This window comes from Streptomyces noursei ATCC 11455, assembly GCF_001704275.1.
Classification (GTDB): domain Bacteria; phylum Actinomycetota; class Actinomycetes; order Streptomycetales; family Streptomycetaceae; genus Streptomyces; species Streptomyces noursei.
Window position 1 is genome coordinate 5208032 of sequence record NZ_CP011533.1, and the last position, 17767, is coordinate 5225798.

The 17767-nt window shown below is 74.3% G+C and carries 15 protein-coding genes; 10 read left to right on the top strand and 5 right to left on the bottom strand.

Translation table 11 applies throughout. From position 1 onward, the window contains the following. Positions 1 to 159: 159 nt before the first annotated feature. The 5 genes from SNOUR_RS22055 to SNOUR_RS22075 form a co-directional block, all read right to left on the bottom strand. Positions 160 to 1254 carry a 2-oxoacid:ferredoxin oxidoreductase subunit beta gene (locus SNOUR_RS22055; protein ID WP_067349899.1) on the bottom strand — a complete coding sequence of 365 codons (1095 nt, stop codon included), beginning with the start codon at positions 1252 to 1254 and terminating at the stop codon, positions 160 to 162. Continuing rightward, positions 1247 to 3199 carry a 2-oxoacid:acceptor oxidoreductase subunit alpha gene (locus SNOUR_RS22060; protein ID WP_067349901.1) on the bottom strand — a complete coding sequence of 651 codons (1953 nt, stop codon included), beginning with the start codon at positions 3197 to 3199 and terminating at the stop codon, positions 1247 to 1249. Before SNOUR_RS22060 ends, SNOUR_RS22055 begins: the two co-directional genes overlap by 8 nt. Before the next feature lie 300 nt (positions 3200 to 3499). Next, complete coding sequence (locus SNOUR_RS22065) at positions 3500 to 4159, bottom strand: response regulator AbrC3 (RefSeq protein ID WP_067358626.1); 660 nt, start codon at positions 4157 to 4159, stop codon at positions 3500 to 3502. 340 nt (positions 4160 to 4499) lie between these two features. Next, positions 4500 to 5831, bottom strand: a complete 1332-nt coding sequence (locus SNOUR_RS22070) for a sensor histidine kinase (protein WP_067349903.1) — start codon at positions 5829 to 5831, stop codon at positions 4500 to 4502. Positions 5832 to 6006: 175 nt separating this feature from the next. Beyond that, positions 6007 to 7227 (bottom strand): sensor histidine kinase AbrC1, encoded by a 1221-nt coding sequence (locus SNOUR_RS22075; protein WP_067349906.1) that lies wholly within the window; start codon positions 7225 to 7227, stop codon positions 6007 to 6009. A gap of 148 nt (positions 7228 to 7375) precedes the next feature. On the opposite strand from SNOUR_RS22075, the gene SNOUR_RS22080 reads away from it, so the two are divergent. The 10 genes from SNOUR_RS22080 (at position 7376) to SNOUR_RS22125 (ending at position 17727) form a co-directional block, all read left to right on the top strand. Then, a complete protein-coding gene (locus tag SNOUR_RS22080) occupies positions 7376 to 8500 on the top strand; it encodes a secretion protein snm4 (protein WP_067349909.1) in 1125 nt (374 codons plus the stop codon). Between the two features lie 965 nt (positions 8501 to 9465). Further along, complete coding sequence (locus tag SNOUR_RS22085; protein ID WP_312633184.1) at positions 9466 to 10689, top strand: CpaE/TadZ family protein; 1224 nt, start codon at positions 9466 to 9468, stop codon at positions 10687 to 10689. Between the two features lie 262 nt (positions 10690 to 10951). After that, complete coding sequence (locus tag SNOUR_RS22090; RefSeq protein WP_067349911.1) at positions 10952 to 11353, top strand: NADH-quinone oxidoreductase subunit A; 402 nt, start codon at positions 10952 to 10954, stop codon at positions 11351 to 11353. After that, entirely contained in the window at positions 11344 to 12009 is a 666-nt protein-coding gene (locus SNOUR_RS22095; protein ID WP_067349914.1) for an NADH-quinone oxidoreductase subunit B, read from the top strand. The genes SNOUR_RS22090 and SNOUR_RS22095 overlap by 10 nt, the downstream gene beginning before the upstream one ends. After that, positions 12006 to 13211 carry an NADH-quinone oxidoreductase subunit C gene (locus tag SNOUR_RS22100; RefSeq protein ID WP_067349917.1) on the top strand — a complete coding sequence of 402 codons (1206 nt, stop codon included), beginning with the start codon at positions 12006 to 12008 and terminating at the stop codon, positions 13209 to 13211. The genes SNOUR_RS22095 and SNOUR_RS22100 overlap by 4 nt, the downstream gene beginning before the upstream one ends. Beyond that, complete coding sequence (locus SNOUR_RS22105; RefSeq protein WP_067349920.1) at positions 13208 to 14173, top strand: complex I subunit 1/NuoH family protein; 966 nt, start codon at positions 13208 to 13210, stop codon at positions 14171 to 14173. The genes SNOUR_RS22100 and SNOUR_RS22105 overlap by 4 nt, the downstream gene beginning before the upstream one ends. Further along, positions 14173 to 14760: a NuoI/complex I 23 kDa subunit family protein gene (locus SNOUR_RS22110; protein WP_067349921.1), complete on the top strand. Its 588-nt coding sequence runs from the start codon at positions 14173 to 14175 to the stop codon at positions 14758 to 14760. Before SNOUR_RS22105 ends, SNOUR_RS22110 begins: the two co-directional genes overlap by 1 nt. Further along, positions 14757 to 15347, top strand: a complete 591-nt coding sequence (locus SNOUR_RS22115) for an NADH-quinone oxidoreductase subunit J family protein (RefSeq protein ID WP_067349924.1) — start codon at positions 14757 to 14759, stop codon at positions 15345 to 15347. The genes SNOUR_RS22110 and SNOUR_RS22115 overlap by 4 nt, the downstream gene beginning before the upstream one ends. Then, entirely contained in the window at positions 15347 to 15733 is a 387-nt protein-coding gene (nuoK, locus tag SNOUR_RS22120) for an NADH-quinone oxidoreductase subunit NuoK (protein WP_067349927.1), read from the top strand. Before SNOUR_RS22115 ends, nuoK begins: the two co-directional genes overlap by 1 nt. Next, positions 15730 to 17727 carry an NADH-quinone oxidoreductase subunit 5 family protein gene (locus tag SNOUR_RS22125; RefSeq protein ID WP_067349929.1) on the top strand — a complete coding sequence of 666 codons (1998 nt, stop codon included), beginning with the start codon at positions 15730 to 15732 and terminating at the stop codon, positions 17725 to 17727. The genes nuoK and SNOUR_RS22125 overlap by 4 nt, the downstream gene beginning before the upstream one ends. Positions 17728 to 17767 lie beyond the last annotated feature (40 nt).

Here is a 17767-nt window from a genome sequence, read left to right on the forward strand (position 1 = left end):
TGCAAGGTAGCGCCGTCCGGCGTTCCTGTCATGTCCGTTCCGTAAGACGGTCATGACAGGAGTGTGAAGGGGCCCGGAACGCACGCGCGGGTGCCCGCGGAGAACGCCGCAAGGCGCTCACCACGGACACCCGCGGGAGGGGTCCGGCCGGGGCGTCGGCTAGCCGACGACCGTCCAGGTGTCGTTGCCGGTCAGCAGGGCACCCAGGTCGCCCTTGCCCTTCTGCTCGACGGCGGTGTCCAACTGCTCGGCCATCAGCGTGTCGTAGACGGGCCGCTCGACGTCGCGCAGCACACCGATCGGGGTGCGGTACAGGGTGTCGGGGTCGGCCAGCCGGGAGAGGGCGAACGCCGTGGTGGGGGAGGAGGTGTGTGCGTCGTGCACCAGGACCCCGTCGGTGCCCGCCTCGGTGACGTCGATGACTTTGAGGTCGCCGGTGGCCGCATCGCGGACCACGCCCTTGGAACCGAGGCCGTCCGGTGCCGGGGTGCCGAACCGGATCGGCTGCCCGTGCTCCAGCCGGATCACCGCCTCCTGGGCCTGCTCCTTGTCCTTGAGGGCCTCGAAGGCGCCGTCGTTGAAGATGTTGCAGTTCTGGTAGATCTCCACCAGCGCCGCGCCGGGGTGCGCGGCGGCCGCGCGCAGCACCGAGGTGAGGTGCTTGCGGTCGGAGTCGACGGTGCGGGCCACGAAGGTCGCCTCGGCGCCCAGCGCCAGGGAGACCGGGTTGAACGGCGCGTCCAGCGACCCCATCGGCGTCGACTTGGTGATCTTGCCGACCTCGGAGGTGGGGCTGTACTGGCCCTTGGTCAGCCCGTAGATCCGGTTGTTGAACAGCAGGATCTTGAGGTTGACGTTGCGTCGCAGGGCGTGGATGAGGTGGTTGCCGCCGATGGACAGCGCGTCGCCGTCACCGGTGACCACCCAGACCGACAGGTCGCGGCGCGAGGACGCGAGCCCGGTGGCGATGGCCGGGGCGCGGCCGTGGATGGAGTGCACCCCGAAGGTGTCCATGTAGTACGGGAAGCGGGAGGAGCAGCCGATGCCGGAGACGAAGACGATGTTCTCCTTGGCCAGGCCCAGCTCCGGCATGAAGCCCTGGACGGCGGCGAGGACGGCGTAGTCGCCGCAGCCGGGGCACCAGCGCACTTCCTGGTCCGACTTGAAGTCCTTCATGGACTGCTTCGCCGTGGCCTTGGGCACCAGGGAGAGCGCCTCGATCTGCGCGGGCTTCTCCGAGACCGTGTCAGTCATTGATGGCCTCCTTAAGGACCTCCGCGAGCTGCTCTGCCTTGAACGGCATCCCGCTGACCTGGGTGTGCGAGCGCGCGTCGACGAGGTACTCGGCGCGCAGCAGAGTGGCGAGCTGACCGAGGTTCATCTCCGGCACGACCACCTTGTCGTAACGCGCCAGGACCTCGCCCAGATTCCCCGGGAAGGGGTTGAGGTGGCGCAGGTGCGCCTGGGCGATCCGCTGCCCCGCGCCACGGACCCGCCGGACCGCCGCGGTGATCGGCCCGTAGGTCGAACCCCAGCCCAGGACGAGGGTGTTCGCGCCCTGTCCGGTCCCGTCCACCGGGTCGTCCACCTCGACGTCGGGGACGGTGACGCCGTCCACCTTCGCCTGGCGGGTGCGGACCATGAAGTCGTGGTTGGCCGGGTCGTAGGAGATGTTGCCGGTGCCGTCCTGCTTCTCGATGCCGCCGATGCGGTGCTCCAGGCCGGGCGTGCCGGGGACGGCCCAGGGCCGGGCGAGGGTCTCCGGGTCGCGCTTGTACGGCCAGAACACCTCGGTGCCGTCCGCCAGCTCGTGGTTGGCGCCGGTGGCGAACTGCACCCGCAGGTCGGGGAGTTCGTCGACCTCGGGGATCCGCCAGGGCTCCGAGCCGTTGGCCAGGTAGCCGTCGGAGAGCAGGAAGACCGGGGTGCGGTAGGTGAGCGCGATCCGGGCCGCGTCCAGTGCCGCGTCGAAGCAGTCGGCGGGCGTCTTCGGGGCCACGATCGGCACCGGGGCCTCGCCGTTGCGCCCGTACATCGCCTGGAGAAGGTCGGCCTGCTCGGTCTTGGTGGGCAGGCCGGTGGAGGGCCCGCCGCGCTGGATGTCCACGATCAGCAGCGGGAGCTCCAGGCTCACCGCGAGGCCGATGGTCTCGGACTTCAGCGCCACGCCCGGGCCGGAGGTCGTGGTGACCGCCAGCGAGCCGCCGAACGCCGCGCCCAGCGCCGCGCCGATGCCCGCGATCTCGTCCTCCGCCTGGAACGTCCGCACACCGAAGTTCTTGTGCTTGGACAGCTCGTGCAGGATGTCGGAGGCCGGGGTGATCGGGTACGAGCCCAGGTACAGCGGCAGGTCGGCCTGGCGCGCGGCGGCGATCAGGCCGTAGGACAGCGCGAGGTTGCCGGAGATGTTGCGGTAGGTGCCGGTCGGGAAGGCGGCGGTGGCCGGCGCGACCTCGTAGGAGGTGGCGAAGTCCTCGGTGGTCTCGCCGAAGTTCCAGCCCGCCCGGAAGGCGGTGACGTTCGCCTCGGCGATGTTCGGCTTCTTGGCGAACTTCGCCCGCAGGAACTTCTCGGTGCCCTCGGTCGGCCGGTGGTACATCCACGACAGCAGGCCCAGCGCGAACATGTTCTTGCTGCGCTCGGCCTCCTTGCGGGAGAGCCCGAAGTCCTTGAGCGCCTCGATGGTCAGCGTCGTCAGCGGCACCGGGTGGACGTTGTACGCCGACAGCGAGCCGTCCTCCAGCGGGTTGGAGTCGTAGCCGACCTTCGCCATCGGGCGCTTGGTGAACTCGTCGGTGTTGACGATGATCTCCGCGCCGCGCGGCACGTCGCCGATGTTGGCCTTCAGCGCGGCCGGGTTCATGGCCACCAGGACGTTCGGCGCGTCCCCGGGGGTGAGGATGTCGTGGTCGGCGAAGTGCAGCTGGAAGCTGGAGACGCCCGGGAGGGTTCCGGCAGGGGCCCGGATCTCGGCGGGGAAGTTGGGCAGCGTCGACAGGTCGTTGCCGAACGACGCCGTCTCGGAGGTGAAACGGTCACCGGTGAGCTGCATACCGTCACCGGAGTCGCCGGCGAACCGGATGATCACCCGGTCCAGGCGCCGGACTTCCTTGCCCGGGCCGCCGTCGCCGGACGTGCGCTGTTCCCCGACTAGCGCTCCGTCGGCCTGTTCGGCTGTGCTACTGACCTGGCTGGTCACTGCTTCGGACCTCCCTCAAGGGGTGCGGCGTCCCCGCTGGACGCAGGGCATGGGACGGGTCGTACCGACCGGTTGTCCCATAACCATCGTACTTGGGTAAGGGTGCCCTTCCCTGGTCCGGCCACATCGTGGACGCCGGGATGAGACACCGCTCTGTCATGTTTTGTCATCGAATCACTGCCCTCGTCGCGCCTGTCCCCGTGACGCACCGACCTCGTCCATTGGTGCTAGGACCATCGTTCTACGTCCTGCCCCTCCGCTGCTGGTGGATCGGCACATCACGAATATCCGACAAGGTGGTTAGGAATTGAGGTAGGTGAGGACGGCGAGCACCCTACGGTGATCCCCGTCACTCGGCGTCAGCCCCAGCTTCAGGAAGATGTTGCTGACGTGCTTCTCGACCGCGCCGTCGCTGACCACCAGCTGCCGGGCGATCGCCGCGTTGGTCCGCCCCTCGGCCATCAGCCCCAGGACCTCGCGCTCCCGCGGCGTCAGGTGCGCCAGCACGTCCTGCTTGCGGCTGCGGCCCAGCAGCTGCGCCACCACCTCCGGGTCCAGCGCGGTGCCGCCGCGGGCCACCCGGACCACCGCGTCCACGAACTCCCGCACCTCGGCGACCCGGTCCTTGAGCAGATACCCGATGCCCCGGCTCGACCCGGCCAGCAGCTCGGTGGCGTACTGCTCCTCCACGTACTGCGACAGCACCAGCACGGCGACCCCGGGGTGGTCCCGCCGCAGCCGGAGCGCGGCCCGCACGCCCTCGTCGGTGTGGGTCGGCGGCATCCGCACGTCCGCCACCACCACGTCCGGCGGGGCGCCCGCGGCGGCCAGCTCGGCGACCGTCTTCACCAGCGCCTCGCCGTCGCCCACGCCCGCCACGACCTCGTGCCCGCGGTCGGTCAGCAACCGCGTCAGACCCTCCCGCAGCAGCACCGAGTCCTCGGCGATGACCACCCGCACCCTGTCCTCCACGACCGACACGTCCCCCACGACCTCGTTTCCCCACGTTTCCCACGGTCCAGCCTGCCGTCCCCCAGCATTCCAGCATCCGGAACGCGGCGGGCGGGTGAGGGGGAGAAGAGGAACGACGCGCGGCGGCGCGGAAGGCGGAAGACGGGGGAGGAAGGGGGAGGAAGGTGAGGGGAGAGGACAGGGGCGGGGGTGGGCGGCGGCCGGGGAAAGGCGGGTGGGGCCGGACCCCCGTCCCGGCCCCACCCCGATCGTGTCCTCCGATCGTTCTCCCCGGTCGCTCCCCGTCGGTCGTTCGCCGGTCGTCCGCCGGTCGTCCGCCGGTCGTCGGTCAGCCGCGCCAGGGCAGCTCGGCGGTGACCGTGGTCGGGCCGCCCGCCGGGGAGTCCACGACCAGCAGGCCGTCGACGGAGTTCAACCGCTCGGCGAGCCCGGCCAGCCCGCCGCCGGCCTCGGTGCTCGCCCCGCCCCGGCCGTCGTCCGACACCATCAGCATCAGCTGGTCCGCGGTGTGCCAGACGTCCACCGCCGCACGGTCCGCCCCGCTGTGCTTGGCGACGTTCTGGAGCAGTTCGGAGACGGTGAAGTAGGCGATGCCCTCGATGGCCGGGGCCGGGCGGCGGTCCAGGTCCACCTCGACGGTGACCGGCACCGTGCACCGGCCGGCCAGTGCGGACAGCGCCGGGCCCAGGCCGCGGTCGGTGAGGATCGCCGGGTGGATGCCGCGGGCCAGGTCGCGCAGCTCCTGGAGCGCGACCTTCACCTCGCCGTGCGCCTCGTCCACCATCCGCGCCGCCGCCTGCGGGTCCTCGGCCAGCTTCTCCTTGGCCAGTCCGAGGTCCATCGCCAGCGCCACCAGCCGGGCCTGCGCCCCGTCGTGCAGGTCGCGCTCGATGCGCCGCAGGTCGGCGGCGGCGGTGTCCACCACCACCCCGCGGTCCGACTCCAGCTCGATGACCCGGGTGGCCAGCGGCGACGGCCCCAGCAGCCCGCGCACCAGCAGCCGGTCCACCTGCGTCAGCCCGCGGAACACCCACGGCCCGGCCAGCACCATCAGCAGCCCGAACACCCCGCTCACCATGGCCGCCACCGTCGGGCTCACATACAGGACGGTGGTCCCGTCCCCCCACAGCTGGATCCCCGGCAGGGAGGCGTACGAGGGGGCGAGCCAGTACCAGAACGGGAAGCTCAGCAGCGCCCAGCCCACCGACCAGAACGTCACCGAGCCGACGAACGCGAACAGCGCCCACGGGAAGTGCACGAACGCATAGAGCAGGTGCCGCCAGGACGCCCCGCTCTTGAGGACCGCGCCGACCCACGCCATCAGGCCCGGCTTCGAGGGGCGCAGCGGCTCCGGGGCGGCCACGTCCAGCCCCAGCAGCGCCCGCGCCCGGGCCCGCTCCAGGGCGCCCAGCCCGCGGGCGCCGGCCAGCCCGCCGGCCAGCACCGGGATGCCCAGGAACGTGATCAGCAGGCCGGCGCTCGTCGAGACCACGGCGATCGCGTAGCCGAACATCACGCTGGCCACCGGGAGGCTCAGGCAGAGGTGGAGGAACTCCCGCCAGGTGCGCCCGGCGAACGGGGCGCGCAGCCCCACCGGCACCCGGTGGCCGCGGGGCCGCGGTGGGCGGGTGGGGTGGTGCGCGGAGTACGCGGTGTCCATGTCTGTCTCGTCCGTCCGTTCTGCCGTGGCGTCCGTGCCGGCGATTCCGGCGGTTCCCGACCGGCCCCTGCCGGCTCCCTCCAGGGTCGACGACCGGCGCCGCCCGGGCCATGAGGGTGCTCGCAGTCTTCCGCCGGGGGTTTTCCCCACCCCGGCGGAAGGGTCCGCGCCCCGCTCAGCGCCGGCCCGTGCCCGGCGCCGCCCCCGCCTCCGGCCGCGGGCGCCACGGCACCTCGGCCGTCACCCGGGTCGGCCCGCCCGCCGGCGAATCCAGCACGAACAGCCCGTCCACCGACCCCAGTCGGTCCGCGAGCCCGGCCATCCCGCTGCCGCCGTCGAGCCGCGCGCCGCCCCTCCCGTCGTCCTGCACCTGGAGCAGCAGCCGGTCCCGGGACCGCCACACCTCCACCGACGCCTGCCGTGCGCCGCTGTGCTTGGAGACGTTCTGCAGCAGCTCCGAGACGGTGAAGTAGACGATCCCCTCGAGGGCCGGTGCGGGGCGTTCGGCCAGGTCCACGGAGGTGGTGACCGGCACCGTGCAGCGCCCGGCCAGCGACGTCAGCGCCGGGCCCAGGCCACGGTCGGTGAGGATCGCCGGGTGGATGCCGCGGGCCAGGTCGCGCAGCTCCTGGAGCGCCAGCTTCACCTCGCCGTGCGCCTCGTCCACCATCGCGGCCACGCTCTCGTCGGCCTGCCCCTCGGCGAGCTTCTCCTTCGCCAGGCCGAGGCCCATGGCGAGCGCCACCAGCCGGGCCTGCGCGCCGTCGTGCAGATCCCGTTCGATCCGCCGCAGGTCGGCGGCGGCGGTGTCGGTGACCGTCATCCGGTCCGACTCCAGCTCCGCGATCCGCCGCTCCAACTCGTCGGAGGGCGGCAGCAGTCCGCGCACCATCGCCCGGTCCACGTTGGCCAGCCAGCGGGCCAGCCACGGCAGCACCGGCCAGCCCACGAGCAGCGAGACCAGGACGAGGGAGAAGGTGAGGATGCCCCACGGCAGCCGGATCACCGCGAACAGCGCGTGCCGCCAGGCCACCGGGTCCTTCAGCCGCGCCCACAGCCACCCGAAGAACCCGTGCTGGCTCAGTCGCAGCGGGCTCGGTTCGGCCACCGCCACCCCGAGCCAGGCCCGCGCCCGGGCCCGTTCCAGCTTCCCGTAGAACCGACAGGCCGTCAGTCCCAGGGCCAGCAGCGGCAGTCCGACGACCGTGACGGAGAGTCCGAGCCCGAGCACCAACCAGACCACCAGCACCACGAACGCCGTCACGCTCAGGGGGAGGTTGGCCAGCAGATATCCGATCTCCCGCCAGGTCCAGCGGTCGAGCGGCGCCCGCGGGGGTGGGAGCGGCGCCCCGTCGGCGGCGTCGGTGTCGGCAGCGAGCTGGGAACTTTCCGTCATACGCCCCAGCTTGCCGGGCCCGGCACCGCTCTGCCATGGGGGCCGTCGGGTGGCGGGCGGGGGGTTTCCCCCACCTTCCGCCCGGGCGGCCCGGGTTGGCGCGCGACGCTGTGGACAGGGCGCGGCACCGGGACCGTATGGTGTTGCGGTGCAGAACGGCCGCGTGGACATGACGAGTGCGACGCCGGGTGCGGACGCGGGCCCCGGACAGTGCGGCGGCAGCGCCCGGACCGCGGCCCCGACGGCGCCCGCCGGCCCGGCCGGCCCCCAGGACAGCCCGCACTGGGACGACCGCTGCCGGACCCGGACCGCTCTCACCGCGAGCGTGCTGCTCGCCGCCGTCGCCGGGATCGCGGCGGGCACCTGGTACGGCGCCGGCGCCGCCCTCTGGCTGGGCGGCACGGCCGTCCTGGCCGCGGGCGGCGGCGCGGCGCTCACCGCGGCGCCCGCCCGGCGCGCCGCCGGCACCGCCCTGCTGCTCATCGGCGGCACCCTCGGCGTCGTCGCCGGCTGGCAGGCGGCCCCCGGCGGTGCCGTCCGGCTCGCCGCCACCGGACTCGTCGCCGCGGTCGGGCTGGCCCTGCTCGGCCTCCGCACCGGCCTCGGCCGCGGCGGCCTCGCCGGCGCGGCCACGCTCGCGCTCACGGTGGGCGCCTGGGAACTGCTGCTGGCCCTGACCGACCCGGTCCGCACCGGCGTCGCCCTCGGATTCCTCTCCGTCCTCGCCCTCGGGTCGCTGCCCTGGCTGGCGCTGCGCGCGGCGGGGCTGACCGGGCTGGACGACCGGCACGCCGGCACCGCGACGGTCGGTCGCCACCGGGCGGCCGCCGCGCTGGCCGCCGCCCACCGGGGACTGGCCCCGGCCACCGTGGCGCTGGCGGCCTCGGCCGGCGCGGCCGGTGTGCTCGCGGCGGGCGCGCCCGGGCTCTGGACGGTGCTCACCGCCCTGCTGCTGGCCGTCGTCCTGTTCTCCCGGGCCCGTGCCTATCCCCTGGCCGCGGAGGTGATCGCGCTGCTCGCCGCCGGAACGGCCGTCTGCGTGCGGCTGGTCCTGCTCTGCGCGACGGACGGCGGCGCCCCGGCGCTCGCGCTCGCCGCGCTGGGCCTGCTGGTCGCCCTGCCGGTGGCGGCGCTCGCCGTCCGGCTGCCGGAACCGCTGCGGAACCGGCTGCGGCGCTGGCTGGATCTGGTGGAGTCGGTCAGCATGGTGGCGCTGATCCCCGTGGGCCTCGGCGCGTTCGGGCTCTACGGGCTGCTGCTGGGCGGTTCCTGACGGGAGCGGAGCTGCGGGCGAGGAGGCACGGAGCGGAGAACGACCGGAGCGGTCCGGAGCAGTGGGGAACGGCCGGAAGCGGTCGGGAGCGACTGGAAGTGGCCGGAAGCGATCGGGACGGTCGGGAGCGGTCGGGAGCGGTCGGGAGCGGTCGTGGGAAGGAGAGGGTCGGTGCCGGCGGAGGCGATGAGGTCGGCGGGGACGACGCGGTCGGCGGGGACGACGGGGACATCCTGTGAAGACCCGGCGCCGGCGGAACGTTCCGGCCGGCCCGGGGAGTTCGGAACGCAGGGCGAAGACCGGGAGGAGGTGAGGGCCGGATGACGACGGAGAGCACGGCACAGCCGGCAGCTGCCGCGGGTACGCCGGCAGTGGGCGGTGTTGCCGGGCCGGGTGGTCCTGCCGGTTCGGGTGGTTCTGTAGGCGCTGGTGGTGCGGTGGTGGCCGGCGGGGCGCCGGGCGCGCTGCCCGCGGCCGTACCGATGCCGCCGGCTGCGCCGACGCCGAGCCAGAGCCCGACGCCGATGTCGACCCCGACGCCGGCCCTGCCCTCGATGTCGCCGCCGCCCCAGATGATGCCCGCGGCGGCCGAACCGTCCCCGTTCGACCCCGCGCCGACGACCGCGCCGACGACCGCGCCGGCGACCGCGCCCGCTGCGGCTGCGTCCGCGCCGGCTCCCGCGGCCCCGGCCCCGGCAGCACCGCCGGCGTCCCCGCCCCCGCCGGCCCCTCAGGTCGCCTTGACCGGTCAGATCATCCAGGCCGGCCAGGTCATCCAGACCCCATCGGCTCCATCGGCCCCATTGGAGCCATTGGCTCCACCAGTCCCACCAGTCCCATCAGGCACGGCAGTTCCTCCGGCGCCTCCGGCCGCCCCGGTTCCGCCGGCCGTCGCCCCGCTGCCGCCGGTCGCGCCCGCCCCGGGGGCCGCCCCGGGCCCCGCCGCGCCGGCCTCGTCGCACCCGGTGGGCCCCGGATCCGCGCCCGCCCCCGGGCACTACGGGCGCTCCGGGCTGCCCGCGCGGACGCCGGTCTCCGTGCCGCTGCTGCCGCCCGAGTTGGCCGACGGACAGCCCCGGCCGCGCCGCGGCGACCCGCTGCCCCGGCGCGCGGGCCGGGCCCTGCGCCGGGTGTTCGCGTCCTCGCCCGCCGCCGAGACCGCCGCCCTGACCCAGGCCGCGCACGCCATCCAGCAACCGGTCTCCAGCGGCCGGCAGATCGCGGTGTCCAGCATCCGCGGCGGCGCCGGCAAGTCCACCGTCGCCGCCTTGCTCGCGCTGACCTTCGCGCACTACCGCCCCGATCCGGTGCTCGCCGTCGAGGCCGACCCGGCGCTGGGCACGCTCCCGCACCGGCTCGGCGCCCGCGAGGTCCGCTGGTCGGGCAGCGACCTCGCGCAGATCCTCGATCCGTCGATGCTGATCACGGACCTGACGGGCTACCTCCTCCCGTTCGCCGGCGGCGGCTGGCTGCTGCCCGGCAGCCAGGGCGCCATCGGCACCCGGCTGGACCTCGACACCTACCGCGTGGTGATGACCTCGCTGCGCCGCCACTTCGCCGCCACGGTGGTGGACTGCGAGACGCTGCCCGCCGAGGTGGCCCGCACCGCGCTGGTGACGACCCAGGCCCGGGTCCTGGTCACCCCGGCGACCCCGGAGGGCGTGGCCGCCACCCGCTCGGTACTGGACTGGGTCGGTGGTCTGCACCCCGGTCTGCTGCCGACCACGGTCGTGGTGCTCACCCACTCCTCGCCGGACAGCGGCGTCGACGTCCGCAAGGCCGCCGGGCATCTGGGCGCCGGCGGCGCGGCGGTGCTGCCGCTGCCCTACGACCGCCATCTGGCGGCGGGCGGCGCCATCCGCAGCGAGCTGCTGGGCGCCCGCACACGGGAGGCGGCGGCGCGGATCGCGGCCGAGGTCATGGACCGCGCGGTCTCCCGGGACCCGGCCCGGCGCCGGCCGCCGCACCCGGCCCCCGCGCAGCAGCCGCACGCGGCACCGGCCGCGCAGCGCTACGCCCCGCCCCCGCCGGCGGTCCGGCCCCCGACCGCACCGCCACCCCGACCCCCGGCGCACCAGCAGCACCCACAGCACCAGCCCCCGCACCCGTCCCCGTACCAGCCGCACCCCCAGGCGCCCCCGCCGTCCGCCGACCCGCGCGCCGCGTACGGCGGCGGCACCCCGCGCTGACCGACGGGCCGCCGACGCACGGCGGCGCCCGCCCACCCGGTCCGCCCACCGGACGCCTGCCGTCCGATTCGTGAGACGCCTGGTGAGACAACCTGGCCCGCCGTCTACGCTGCCGGCCACCCAGGAAGGGCGAAGCGGGGCCGACCCCACCGTCGGCGATGACACGGCTGCTCTACGCGGCCGGGGCAGGGCCTAGACTCGCGTCCGTACAGATCGTGTAAAAGTCGTTTCAAGAAGCGCAGTCAGGGAGCGAGGGGCGGACGTGCCGGACACGACCGTACGCACCACCGTCGCCGCGGACTATTTCCTGGGCTATTCGGCCGTCGGGATCATCGCCGTGGTCGGGGTGCTGTTCGTCGCTGTGGCCTTCGGGGCCGGGCGGCTGCTGCGGCCCGTGGTGCCCACGCCCGAGAAACTGCTGACGTACGAGTGCGGCGTGGATCCGGTCGGCGAGGGCTGGGCGCACACCCAGGTCCGCTACTACGTCTACGCCTTCCTCTACGTCGTCTTCGCCGTCGACTCGATCTTCCTGTTCCCCTGGGCGACGGTCTTCGCCGCGCCCGGATACGGCGCTGTGACGCTGGTGGAGATGTTCATCTTCCTCGGCTTCCTCGCCGTCGGCCTGCTCTACGCGTACAAGAAGGGCGTCCTGGAATGGACGTGACCCCCGCTTCCGCCGGCTCCGAGACCGTGCCCGGGAGCGTCGCCCCTGAGTTCCTGCCGGAGCCGCGGCGCCTCGGCGCGCTGGCCCGGCTGGCCCCCGAACCCATGAAGGTGGTCCTCAACTGGGGCCGCCGCTACAGCCTGTGGGTCTTCAACTTCGGCCTGGCCTGCTGCGCCATCGAGTTCATCGCCGCGTCCATGGCCCGGCACGACTTCATCCGGCTCGGCGTGATCCCGTTCGCGCCCGGACCGCGCCAGGCGGACCTGATGGTCGTCTCCGGCACCGTAACCGACAAGATGGCGCCCGCGGTCAAGCGGCTCTACGAGCAGATGCCCGAGCCGAAGTACGTCATCTCCTTCGGCGCCTGCTCCAACTGCGGCGGCCCCTACTGGGATTCGTACGCGGTCACCAAGGGCGTCGACCAGATCATCCCGGTGGACGTCTACGTGCCCGGTTGCCCGCCCCGTCCGGAGGCGCTGCTCCAGGGCATCCTCAAGCTCCAGGAGAAGATCGCCCGCGAGTCGCTCGGCGAGCGCTACCAGCGTGCCGCCCGGCCGTCCGCCGCGGCGCTCCGCAGCGGCCTGGTGACCCCGCCGGCCGCCCCGTCCCCGGACGCGTCCGGTACTGCCGGGACCGCGGGGGAGGGGGCCCGATGACCGAGCAGCCCCAGCAGCCGGCCGACCCGGCCGAGCCGCCCGCCGAGGAGCAGCAGGCGGTCGGCTGGTTGCCGCGCCCGGCCGGCGCCCTCTTCGGCGCCGGTGCCACCGCGGAGCTGGCCTACGACCTGCTGACCGTCGACGTCCCGGCGGACGCCTGGATCGGCGCGCTGACCGTCGCCCGCGACGAGCTCGGCTGCACCTACTTCGACTGGCTGAGCGCCGTCGACGAGCCCGGCACCGGCTTCCGGATCTGCGCCCACCTCGCCGATGTCGCCCACCCGGGCGCCGTCCGCCGGCTGATCGTCCGCACCACCGTGCCGCACGACGCGCCCGTGCTGCCCACCGCCGTGGGCGTGTTCGCGGGCGCCGGCTGGCACGAGCGCGAGACCCACGAGATGTTCGGCGTGGACTTCGCCGGCCATCCGCACCTAGTACCGCTGCTCCTGCCGGACACGTTCGAGGGCCATCCGCTGCGCAAGGACTTCGTCCTGGCGGCCCGGGTCGCGAAGGCGTGGCCGGGCGCCAAGGAGCCGGGGGAGCCCGCGGCGCCCGGCGGGCCCAAGCGGCGGCAGATGCTGCCGCCGGGGGTGCCCGACCCCAACGAGTGGGGCCCGCTCAAGGGCCAGTTGCCGCCCGCCCCGGCGCGGCCGGCCCGCGGCGCCCGGGCGGCGGGGGCCGCGGGCGAGCGCCCGGCCCGGCGCACCCGGTCCGTGAGCGCGGGCTCGGCGAGCCAGCAGACGGCGGAGACCGAGGCGGCGGCCATCGAGGCGGCGGCCGGTGCCCCGGCCGAACGCCCGGCCCGCGCCGCGCGCCCGGACCGGCCGCCCCGTCGCAACCGGTCGGTGAGCCAGGGCTCGGTCAGCCAGCAGGCGGCCGCAGCCGAGGCCGCCGCGCCCGAGCCCACCGCGTCCCCGGACACCGCGCCCAAGGACACCGCAGCCGAGGGCACCCCGGCCGCCCGGCGCCCCGCCGCGCCACCGCGCTCCGCCGACGCGCCCTGGCACCACGCCCGCCCGGCCTTCGAAGAAGCCGAGGCCGCCGGGAAGCCCGCGCCGGCCCCCGAGCCCGGACCGGCCGAGGCCCCCGAGCCGACGGCCCCGCCGGGTCCGGAAGCGGCACCGGCGCCGGACGCCGCCCCGCAACGGTCCGACGCACCGCCCGCCCGACGGCCCGAAGACGAAGGAGGCGACACCCCGTGAGCGACACCCTCGCCCTGGTGCTGCGCCTGCTCGCCATCTTCGTCGTCTTCCTGGTCTTCCCGCTGGTCATCGGCCAGACCGAGCACAAGGTCATGGCCCACATGCAGGGCCGCCTCGGCCCCATGTACGCCGGTGGCTTCCACGGCTGGGCACAGCTGGTCGCCGACGGCGTGAAGTTCGCGCAGAAGGAGGACGTCGTCCCGACCGGCGCCGACCGGCGGATCTTCCAGCTCGCGCCCGCGGTCGCCCTGCTGCCCTACCTCCTGGTCATGGTCGCCATCCCGATCGGGCCGGGCAACGCCGTCGGGCAGGCGCTCGACGCCGGCGTCTTCTACGTGCTCGCCGTGATGGGCGTCGGCGTGCTCGGCTCCCTGATGGCGGGCTGGGCCTCGGCCAACAAGTTCTCGCTGCTCGGCGGTCTGCGGACGGCCGCGCAGCTGCTCGCCTACGAACTGCCGATGCTGCTGGCCGCCGCGTCCGTCGCGATGGCCGCCGGCACCCTCGCGCTGCCCGGCATCCTCGACGCCTTCCACTGGTGGTGGGTGCCGTGGCAGATCATCGGCGGCGTGGTGTTCTTCACCGCCGGGCTCGCCGAGCTCCAGCGACCGCCGTTCGACATGCCGGTCGCCGACTCGGAGATCATCTTCGGCGCGTACACCGAGTACACCGGGCTGCGCTTCGCGCTCTTCCTGCTCGCCGAGTACGCCGGCATCGTCGTGCTCAGCGCGCTGACCGCGGTCCTCTTCCTGGGCGGCTGGCACGGCCCGTTCGGCGCCGACGGCCTGGGCTGGCTGTGGACGCTGGTCAAGACCGTGGCGCTGGCCTTCGTCGTCATCTGGCTGCGGGTCACCTACCCGCGGCTGCGCGAGGACCAGTTGCAGAAGCTCGCCTGGACGGTCCTGATCCCGCTGGCGCTCGTCCAGATCGCCCTCACCGGCATCGTCAAGGTGGTGATCTCCTGATGGGTATCCCCGGTTCCGGCCTGGCCAAGGGTCTGGCCGTCACGCTCCGCACGATGACGCGGAAGTCCGTCACCGCGCAGTACCCGGACGTCCAGCCCGACCTCCCGCCGCGCACCCGCGGCGTCATCGGGCTGTTCGAGGAGAACTGCACGGTCTGCATGCTGTGCGCCCGCGAGTGCCCCGACTGGTGCATCTACATCGACTCCCACAAGGAGACGGTGCCGCCGGCCGCCCCCGGGGGCCGGGAGCGCAGCCGCAACGTCCTGGACCGCTTCGCGATCGACTTCGCGCTGTGCATGTACTGCGGCATCTGCATCGAGGTCTGCCCCTTCGACGCGCTGTTCTGGTCGCCGGAGTTCGAGTACGCCGAGACCGACATCCGCGAGCTCACCCACGAGCGCGACAAGCTGCGCGAGTGGATGTGGACGGTGCCCGAGCCGCCCGCGCTGGACCCGGCGGCCGAGGAGCCCAAGGAGATCGCTGCCGCCCGCAAGGCCGCGGACAAGCTCGCCGCCCAGCAGGCCGCCGCCCCGCAACCGCCCCCGGTCAGCACCGCTGACCCGACCGACACCCAGGAGGGAACGTGACGCTCGCCGCCGCAAGCCACGGCTTCCTCTCGCCCACCGGCGTCGAGATCGCCTTCGTCCTCGTCGGCATCGCCACCCTCGGCGCGGCCCTGATGACCGTCGGCTCCCGGCAGTTGGTGCACGCCGCGCTGTGGCTGGTGGTCGCCCTCGGCGGGATCGCCGTGGAGTACCTCCTGCTCACCGCCGAGTTCATCGCCTGGGTGCAGGTGCTGATCTACGTCGGGTCGGTGGTCGTGCTGCTGCTGTTCGGGCTGATGCTCACCAAGGCGCCCATCGGCCCGTCCCCGGACGCCGATTCCGGCAACCGCTGGGCCGCGCTGACGGTGGCCGGCGCCTCGGCCGCTGCCCTGGTCTGGGTTGTCGTCGACGCCTTCCGCGCCACCTGGATCGACCTCGACGGGGTCGTTCAGGGCTCCGCGGAGGCCGCCGGGCGCAGCCTGTTCCGCTTCTGGGTGCTGCCCTTCGAGGCGCTCTCCGTCCTGCTGCTCGCCGCGCTGGTCGGGGCGGTCGCGCTGTCCCGCCGGGGCGGCGGCGCGAAGGGCGCCGCCGAGACCTCGGCGCCCGCCGCGCGGGAGGGGCGGCTCTGATGCATCTCGCGTACCCGGCGGTCCTCGCCGTCCTCCTCTTCTGCACCGGCCTGTACGGCGTGCTCGCGCGCCGCAACGCGATCCTGGTGCTGATGTCCGTCGAGCTGATGCTCAACGCCGTCAACCTCAACCTCGTCGCCTTCGACGTCTGGCTGCGCGACACCCTGCACGCCGGCCAGGCGCTCACCCTCTTCACCATCGCCGTCGCCGCCGCCGAGATCGGCATCGGGCTGGCGATCGTGCTGCTCGTCTACCGCAACCGCGGCAGCTCCGACATCGACCGGCTCCGCGACCTCGCCGAGCGGCCGTCCGGCCCGGACGGTGCGGGCAGCGCGGACGCACCACGGCAGCCGCAGCCGGACACCGGGGCGGAGGCCACCGCGTGACTCTCACGACCACCGCCGTACTCGCCCCCCTCCTGCCCTTCCTCGGAGCCGTCGTCGGCCTCCTCCTGGGGCGGCGCTCGCCCGGCTTCGTCCGGCCGCTGGCGGTGCTGCCGACGCTGGCCGCGGCGGTGCTGACCGTCGCCGTCGCCGTCGGCCAGGGCGGCGGACCGGCCACCGACGTCGCCACCCGGCTCACCCCGACCGGCTCGCTCCCCGTCGACCTGGCGCTGCACGTCGACGGCTTCGCCGCGCTGATCGGCGTCCTCGTCGGCGTGGTGGCGACCTGCGTGCAGATCTACTCCACGGCGTACCTGCGCGACGATCCGCGCTACCCCTCCTACGCCGCCCTGGTCTCGCTCTTCACCTCCGCGATGCTGCTGGTCGTCTACACCGGCGACCTGATGGTGCTGCTGGTCGGCTGGGAAGTCATGGGCATCTGCTCGTACTTCCTCGTCGGCCACTACTGGGAGACCGAGGCCGCCCGCGCCGCCTCCCTGAAGGCGTTCCTCGTCACCAAGCTCGGCGACGTGCCCTTCCTCTTCGGCATCTTCGCGCTGGCCGCCGACGCCGGGACCTTCCGGATCACCGGCATCCTGGGCCACGTCGCCCGCGACGGCCTGCACCACCCGACGCTGATCGCGCTGCTGCTGCTGGCCGGCGTCGCCGGCAAGTCGGCGCAGTTCCCGCTGCACACCTGGCTCCCGGACGCGATGGCCGGCCCGACGCCGGTCTCCGCGCTCATCCACGCCGCGACGATGGTCGCCGCCGGCGTCTACGTCGTCGCCCGCCTGCTGCCGGTCTTCGCCGCCTCCGCCGCGGCGCTGGTCGTGCTCGCCGTGATGGCCGCGGTGACCATGGTCGGCTCCGCCCTGGCCGCGCTCGCCCAGGACGACATCAAGCGCGTGCTGGCCTATTCGACCGTCGGCCAGCTCGGCTACATGACCGGCGCGCTGGCCGTCGGCGACCGCGGCGCCGCCGTCTTCCACCTCCTGTCGCACGGTGCGTTCAAGGCCCTCCTCTTCCTCGGCGCGGGCGTGATCATCCACGCCGCGGGCACCAACTCGCTGGCCGCCATGTCCCGGATGGGCGGCCTGGCCCGGCGTATCCCGGACGCCTTCTGGACGGTCACCGTCGCGCTGCTCGCGCTCGCCGCCATCCCGCCGTTCGCCGGCTTCTTCTCCAAGGAAGCCGTCCTGGGCGCCGCCGAGCACGCCGCCACCGGCCACGCGGCCGGCATCCCCGGCTCCGCCGGCTGGACCGTCCTGGTCTCCGGACTGCTCACCGCCCTCCTCACCGCCGCCTACGCCACCCGGCTGTGGCTGCTGACGTTCCGCGGGACCGGCCCCGAGGCCCCCGACCACGGCCCGCAGCCGCGCGCGATGACCGCCGTGCTGTGGGTGCTCTTCCTCCCCACCGTCGGCTTCGGCCTGACCGCCACCTTCCTGCCCGCCTGGTTCGACGGGCGCTCGCTCACCCCGACCCTCACCACCTCCGTGCTGGGCACCGGTGTCGCCCTCGTCGGCGGCCTGATCACCTACGCCGCCTGGCGCCACACCAGTGCCCTCGCCACCCGCACCCCGCTCGGCGTGGTGGCCGTGGCGGAGGACGCCACCCCCGCGCTCGCCGAGGAACTGGCCATCGTCACCCACCCCCCGGCCTACGGCGACGCCGCCGGCGCCCCGGACCCGGCCGACCCCGGCCGGCTCCTGCTGGGCCCGCTGCACCGCCACGCGGCCGCCGGCTTCCACCTCGACGCGGTCTACTCCGCGCTGTTCGTCCGGCCCGTCCGCGCCGCCGCGGAGCTGGTCCGCTTCCTGGACCGCGCCGTCGTCGACACCTACGTCAGCGGCGCGGGCACCGCCCCCCGCTGGCTGGGCGCCGCCGTCCGCCGCGCCCAGACCGGCAACGTGCAGACCTACCTCGGGGCGCTGTTGGCCGGCGCGCTCGTCCTGGGCGTCGCCGCCGTCCTCGTCGCCACGGGCACGGGAGCCTGACCGTGCCGCCATCCCCCGGGGGCCGACCCCCGCACCCCCA

Excerpts from the sequence above, each read along its gene's own strand:
- SNOUR_RS22055 (WP_067349899.1), bottom strand. The coding sequence starts at position 1,254 with ATGACTGACACGGTCTCGGAGAAGCCCGCGCAGATCGAGGCGCTCTCC.
- SNOUR_RS22075 (WP_067349906.1), bottom strand. The coding sequence starts at position 7,227 with ATGACGGAAAGTTCCCAGCTCGCTGCCGACACCGACGCCGCCGACGGG.
- SNOUR_RS22070 (WP_067349903.1), bottom strand. The coding sequence starts at position 5,831 with ATGGACACCGCGTACTCCGCGCACCACCCCACCCGCCCACCGCGGCCC.
- SNOUR_RS22095 (WP_067349914.1), top strand. The coding sequence starts at position 11,344 with ATGGACGTGACCCCCGCTTCCGCCGGCTCCGAGACCGTGCCCGGGAGC.
- nuoK (WP_067349927.1), top strand. The coding sequence starts at position 15,347 with ATGCATCTCGCGTACCCGGCGGTCCTCGCCGTCCTCCTCTTCTGCACC.
- SNOUR_RS22110 (WP_067349921.1), top strand. The coding sequence starts at position 14,173 with ATGGGTATCCCCGGTTCCGGCCTGGCCAAGGGTCTGGCCGTCACGCTC.
- SNOUR_RS22100 (WP_067349917.1), top strand. The coding sequence starts at position 12,006 with ATGACCGAGCAGCCCCAGCAGCCGGCCGACCCGGCCGAGCCGCCCGCC.